The sequence below is a fragment of the Clostridium bornimense genome, assembly GCF_018917145.1.
In the GTDB taxonomy this organism is placed as follows: domain Bacteria; phylum Bacillota; class Clostridia; order Clostridiales; family Clostridiaceae; genus Clostridium_AN; species Clostridium_AN bornimense_A.
Genome location: NZ_JAHLOD010000092.1, coordinates 1 through 6126 on the forward strand (window position 1 = coordinate 1; position 6126 = coordinate 6126).

General features: G+C 25.0%; 3 protein-coding genes and 1 pseudogene. All 4 read right to left on the minus strand.

What is annotated here, in order from left to right; translation table 11 throughout:
- Nucleotides 1-217: 217 nt before the first annotated feature.
- Nucleotides 218-1519, minus strand: coding sequence for a hypothetical protein (locus KQI30_RS16370; RefSeq protein ID WP_216464419.1), 1302 nt, complete (start codon nucleotides 1517-1519; stop codon nucleotides 218-220).
- 6 nt (nucleotides 1520-1525) lie between these two features.
- Nucleotides 1526-4819, minus strand: coding sequence for a serine/threonine-protein kinase (locus tag KQI30_RS16375; RefSeq protein WP_216464420.1), 3294 nt, complete (start codon nucleotides 4817-4819; stop codon nucleotides 1526-1528).
- 347 nt (nucleotides 4820-5166) lie between these two features.
- Nucleotides 5167-5919 (minus strand): IS21-like element helper ATPase IstB, encoded by a 753-nt coding sequence (gene istB, locus KQI30_RS16380; RefSeq protein ID WP_216464421.1) that lies wholly within the window; start codon nucleotides 5917-5919, stop codon nucleotides 5167-5169.
- Nucleotides 5912-6126, minus strand: a pseudogene (locus KQI30_RS16385) (IS21 family transposase); the annotation flags it as partial. The pseudogene KQI30_RS16385 and the gene istB, both read right to left, overlap by 8 nt.

Here is a 6126-nt window from a genome sequence, read left to right on the forward strand (position 1 = left end):
CAATCTAAAAGTCAAAATCAAGAAATAAATAAATCCCGATAGGGCTTTAAATCGCCCTACCGGGATATTTTAATATATTTTTTTAATTGATAAAAGGTACCAAAACTTTGACGCTTACAAAACTTTGACGCTTACTTTTTGTTAACTATAAATTTGCATAAAAAAAGAAAAAAGCATATTCACACTTTTTCCTTTTCACTTTCATCTTTCAACTTACTTATAAATTATTTTCTTTAATGTTACTTTCATCAAAATATATCTCTGAAATTTCTTTAATAATATAATCATCATTATTATAAGAAATTGCTACAGAATATGACTTTATTAACGCATAAGGATACAACAAAATATTATCTTCATTTATATTATCTTTATATATCCAATTTATTTTGTTTTTATTCTTACCTATAATAGTTAATTTATTCCTTAAATTTTCTATATTTTTTTCATTTTTATCTGCAATTATCTCTACATATGCCTTAGATGAAAAAATCTTTAAAAAAGCAATTATATTATCGTTTAAATATTTATGCAAATTACTACTTTTAATAATAATTTTAGCCGGTTTTATATTTTTCAAATTAAGAAGTACCCATCTAATTTCATCCGCAATCATATATCTATTTTTAAAATACAACTCATTTAACTTATCTTGATTATTTCTTTCTGATTTTACTAAGAAATTCACTAAATCTTTTAAATTCGTATACATCTCATTATTAATATTAAAATCAATTTTTATATTTTCTTTTAATTTCTTCTTATCAATAAGAAATTGTTTTGCTCCAAATCTCGAGTTAATTTGCTTCATTAATTCTTTCCTATATTCTTCATCTCGATGATTTTCAAACTCTAAAAGATTACTTCCATCTAAATCATTTTTAAAAAAATTTATTTTTTTCTCTAAATAAAATGTATTTTCATATTCCTTATCTAGTATTTGATATATCTCCTTATTACTATTTATATCAAATATTCCTTGACTATATTCTTTCTGCCTCTCTAGAAAAATACTATTTATATCATTAAATTTTTTTGAAATAAACCTCTCATCTATATCTACACATTTTTCTAACCAAGCTGAAAATTTAGGAGGATTTTTTACAACGTCTAATTCATCATATATATTACCAGTAATACAATCAATATAAATATTATTAATATTATCTTTTTCAATAGTAATATTCTTTAATGTCTCTAAAGTTCTTCTACCTTTAGTCGTCAACATTAAACTATTTGATTTTACATATATCAAATCATTTACTGACATATCACCAATGACATCATTTAATATATCTAAATCTACTCCACTTATATCTGAAATCTGATTAACTCTGCATATACCATTATTTACTAACTTTAAAATTATTTCGTGAAAAAATGGTATCTGTTGTTCTTTTCTAATTAATATATTTAATCCAACTTCAGTAATAGGTATATATATCTTAAATGAACTAATATACTCATATCCACTTTTATAATGAATTAAGTTCTTCAAATCATATTTTAAATCCCACATATTCCTCTACCTCTTCTGAATTCTCTTTTTTAACCTATAATCAATAAACTTACAGTCCTCTTTACTATTTATATAAGAAATTATCTCTGGAAAACGATTATTCTTAATTTCTGTTCTATTCAAAAATTCTTTATCTCCAACTATAATTAATAACTTTTTTGCTCTAGAAAATGCTACATTTAATCTTTCCTGTGAATCTAAGAATCCTATTTTATTCTCATTATTACTTCTGACAGTTGAATATATTATGATATCCTTTTGTCCTCCTTGAAATGCATCAACTGAATTTACAACAACTTCATCTTTTATTCTACTTAAATCCAAATTCTTTAATTCTTCATTTATTTTAATCTTCTGAGCACTATATGGTGTTATAACTCCCACTTCTATATCATTGTTTGAATATTTATTTATTAAACTAAGCTGCTCTCGAACAATATTGGCTTCCAAAATATTACTATATGTTTTTGATGCTCCCTTACAGTTTCTCTTCTCTCCTCGATTACTACATTTTGATGTACTTATCCAAACAATAGCTAAACCTTTATATTCTTTAATATTGTGCAATCTCTCCTCTTCTGTCACACCATTTGAAATTTTCTCTTCTTTATAAAACATTTGACTTACCATTGTTCCAATAGTCGGATGCATTCTATACTGAGTTAATAAAGTTTGTTTATTAGTATCTTTTAAATGATTAAATAATCTATAAAAGACTCCATCATAAAGTGTATTAACATCTAATTTACTTTCTTCAAATTCATTTCTACTCTTTCTAATTAAGTTTTCATCTAATACTGGTGGTAATTGTTTATGGTCTCCTACCAATATTATTTTTTTTGCTCTTATTATTGATATTAATAATTCTGGAAATGTTGCTTTTGCAGCTTCATCGACAATTAAATAATCAAATACCATATCACTAATAGTTTTATTAGACAGAAATCCAGTACAAGTACCAGCAACTATATTTGAATTTTTAACAAAATATTTTTCTATCTCTAAATCACTCTGTATTCTATTCATCCAATCTTGCTGTATTAGTAACCCTTGAAATTCGCTTTTTTCTATACTCTTACTGTATTTTTCTTCAAAATTAATAATGCTTTCTTTCTCATTTTTTAATTCATTTTCTTTAAAATCTTCACATTCTTCTCTTATAGATTTGTAATAAACATCAAACTCATCTTCATTAACCTTTAAATAATTGAGCATTTTTTTCTTATTTTTTTTACATTTCTTTATTACTTCATCCACCCATGCATCTTGAACTTTATCAATTGCATATTTCACCTTAACTAGATTGGTGAAATTTTCATCTCTCCCTACTCTAATTACTTTTAAATTTTCACAATTACATTCGTCTAAATCTTCTAACATTTTGTCTACAGCAGCATGAGCTTGAGATACTAATAATATTTTTTTTCTAAAAACATCACCTTTTTTCCCATAATTTATTATTTGTCTAATTATTTCAATAATTACATTAGTCTTTCCAGTTCCTGGGGGGCCTTGAATCAAAGCTATGTCTTGTGAATTTAAAACTTTCTCAATCGCTTTCTTTTGAGAAGGGTCTAAAACCTTATTAAAATATTTAATCTCTGCGGGTCTATTAAATGATGATGCATTTGATACACCTGAAAATATACCTTTTAATTTATTAGTACCTACGTATTGTTCATTATTAAATCCTGTTATAGCTTTCTTTTCTCGTTGTATTAACTTTATTTTTTTTCTATAATCTTCAGATATAACTCCACTCTTAGGTATTTTATCCATTGAAATTCTATTGCTCTTTATTAAATATAAATAATACTTATCATTATCCACTTCTACTTTACTGTATGAACCGACTTCAAGTGTTCGTGTTTTTTTATTATGGCTTGATTCTTCGATAACAAAAATCATATCACTATCATCTTTTTTATCAAATCTATAATAATCTTCTTCAGAAATATTAAAAACTATATATTTATCTACTTTTTCTACAGAATTATATCTTATTTTTATAGATTCCCTTTTGCTGCTTTCTTCCATTATATCTAAAAATTTATGCCACGCAGAAAAGTTTTTACTATATTCATTATTGATATTTTCCCTTGAATTAAAATTAACTTTAAAATCTTGTAATTCATTTGTTAATTCAAAATTATTATTTTTTTCTTGAGTATCTCTAAAGACAAACTTCACTTCTCCATTTATTTCCATAGATTTATTTTTTATAAATGCTCTTGCGTTAGGAAATATCTTTTTTGCTACTGTTGTTAGAAACATTTGGTTTTCTTTGTTATAATAGCATCTGAGTTCAATACTATTCCCATAAAAAATATATTGTAGACTTCCATTATCTTGATTTTTTACATCTACATACGTCTTTACAAAATCATCATGAATATCCTCACTTAAAATCTTGTCATACATTTTATATTGAGGAACTAAGTTATTATTCTTCATAGTAGTTAAAACTTTACTATTAATCTTTACTATATATTTTTTATCACTTTTATTCATTTTCCCAATAAAAGCAAATAAGTCTTTTTTAACATCAAAAATGTCTTTATATCGTTCATCTATTGTTGTTTCCATCATTTTTAAAAGTATTTTCCTTAAGTCAACATCTATACCCGAATGGCTTAAACTCTCTTTAACCTTATATGATAATGGAGGTTCCTCCCCTGTAAATAAATAATAAATAACAGCTCCCAATGAATAAATATCACTTTGTTCTGTTGCATTTTCGCTATGTTCTTTAACTTCTGGAGCAGCATATCCATTAGTTACAAATTGATAAACTGTAGCATCATTTACCATATCCTTAATTTTACTTATACCAAAATCTATCAACTTAACTTTATTGTCATTATGAACCATGATATTTTTAGGACTAATATCTCTATGAATTATATTATTTTCATGCGCTACTTGAATTGCATCGATTAATTGTTCAATTATCTTATATTTTTCACTATTAGATAATTCAAATACATCAATTTCATCTAATCCTTTACCTTCTATATACTCAAGAAAAATATATCCACAATCTCCATAATCTATCTCTTCATCTTTATAATTATCTATATCAAAGTCAATTAATTTAACAATATTTTCACATATTCTTAATTTTGTTAATGCTTCAACCTCTCTCTCAAATAATACCCTATGTAATGGTGTATTTATTCCTTTAATTACTTTTAAAGCATAACAATCCTCAGTTTTTTCATCTTGTATTATTAAAACATCTGAAAAAGTATCTTTCCCTTTATTCTTATATGTGACTGTTTTATAGCCTTCAAGCATCATTTCCCCCTCCAAATTTCCATTATATGTGTACTTCTATAATAGCATATTATTACTTTTTTGTCTCTTTTCTCATTTAATATGATATATTACCCAAAATTCAAATTCCTTAATTAGTTTATATTTCCTTGTAAATATAAACTGTATATTTGTATAAAACAAACTACTTATCACCACATTGGTACATTTTCTATCACAATAGTCACCTTTTTAACTATAGAATTTGTATTATTATACCCCTACAATCTTTACCGATTAGTATATTCCCATACTGAGAATGCAATAAAAAACAGCATATATAAATGTCAACTTAATAATGTAACTTTTTGATCATTTAAGAATGTAGTTTTTTAGTTATCTTCTTGTCTTAAATGATCTTTTAGTCTATAAGAGTTTCCACTTATAGAAACTACATGAGCATGATGTAAAATTCTATCTAAAATAGCGTTAGCTATTATAGGATCATAGAAAATATCATCCCAGGAATTAAAATTTATATTTGTTGTTAATATTGTACTTTTATTTTCATATCTCATATCAATAAGTTGAAAAAACAGCTTAGAATCTTCTGCATCTATTGGTAAATAACCTAATTCATCAATAATTAAAAGTTTATATTTATTAAAATGTTTTAATCTTGCATCTAATCTATTTTCCAATTTTGCTCTTTTTAATTGTTGCAATAAGTCATTACACTTTATAAAATAAGTGCTATAACGTTGTTTCGCGGCAGCGATTCCGATAGAAGTAGCAAGATGAGTTTTTCCAACACCACTTGAACCTAAAAATACAATATTTTCTTTAGCTTCTATGAAACGCAATGATATAAAATCTAATATTTGATCTCGGTTAATATTAGGTTGAAACTCAAAGTCAAAATCTTTAATTTCTTTGTTATGAGGGAATGCTCCAACCTTAACCATTGCTTTAATCATATTGGTTTCTTTAAAGTCTATTTCATATGAGGTAAGTTTTACAAGAGCATCTACAAAAGATAAATTATTCTTAGTAGTAAAATCTATAATTTCATCTAGATGATTAACCATCTGTTTCATTTTTAGATACTCTAAGTTTTTTACTAGTTGTGTATAAGTACTATTCATTTTGATACATTTCTCCTATCATATTTAAATTATTTTTAGCCATTATTGCTATATCACACTTATCAGCATTAAAGGTAGCCTTAGTAATTGCTAAGTAATGATCTTCATGATAATTTAACTTTTGATTTTTTATATCATGAATAGTAACTAAATTTGTGTTATAATACACATGTAGTTGATTATCATATACTTGCAGTTTAAGTCTCT

Bases quoted from the DNA above. Each gene is read 5' to 3' on its own strand.
- KQI30_RS16375 (WP_216464420.1), bottom strand. From the start codon at position 4,819: ATGATGCTTGAAGGCTATAAAACAGTCACATATAAGAATAAAGGGAAA.
- KQI30_RS16370 (WP_216464419.1), bottom strand. From the start codon at position 1,519: ATGTGGGATTTAAAATATGATTTGAAGAACTTAATTCATTATAAAAGT.
- istB (WP_216464421.1), bottom strand. From the start codon at position 5,919: ATGAATAGTACTTATACACAACTAGTAAAAAACTTAGAGTATCTAAAA.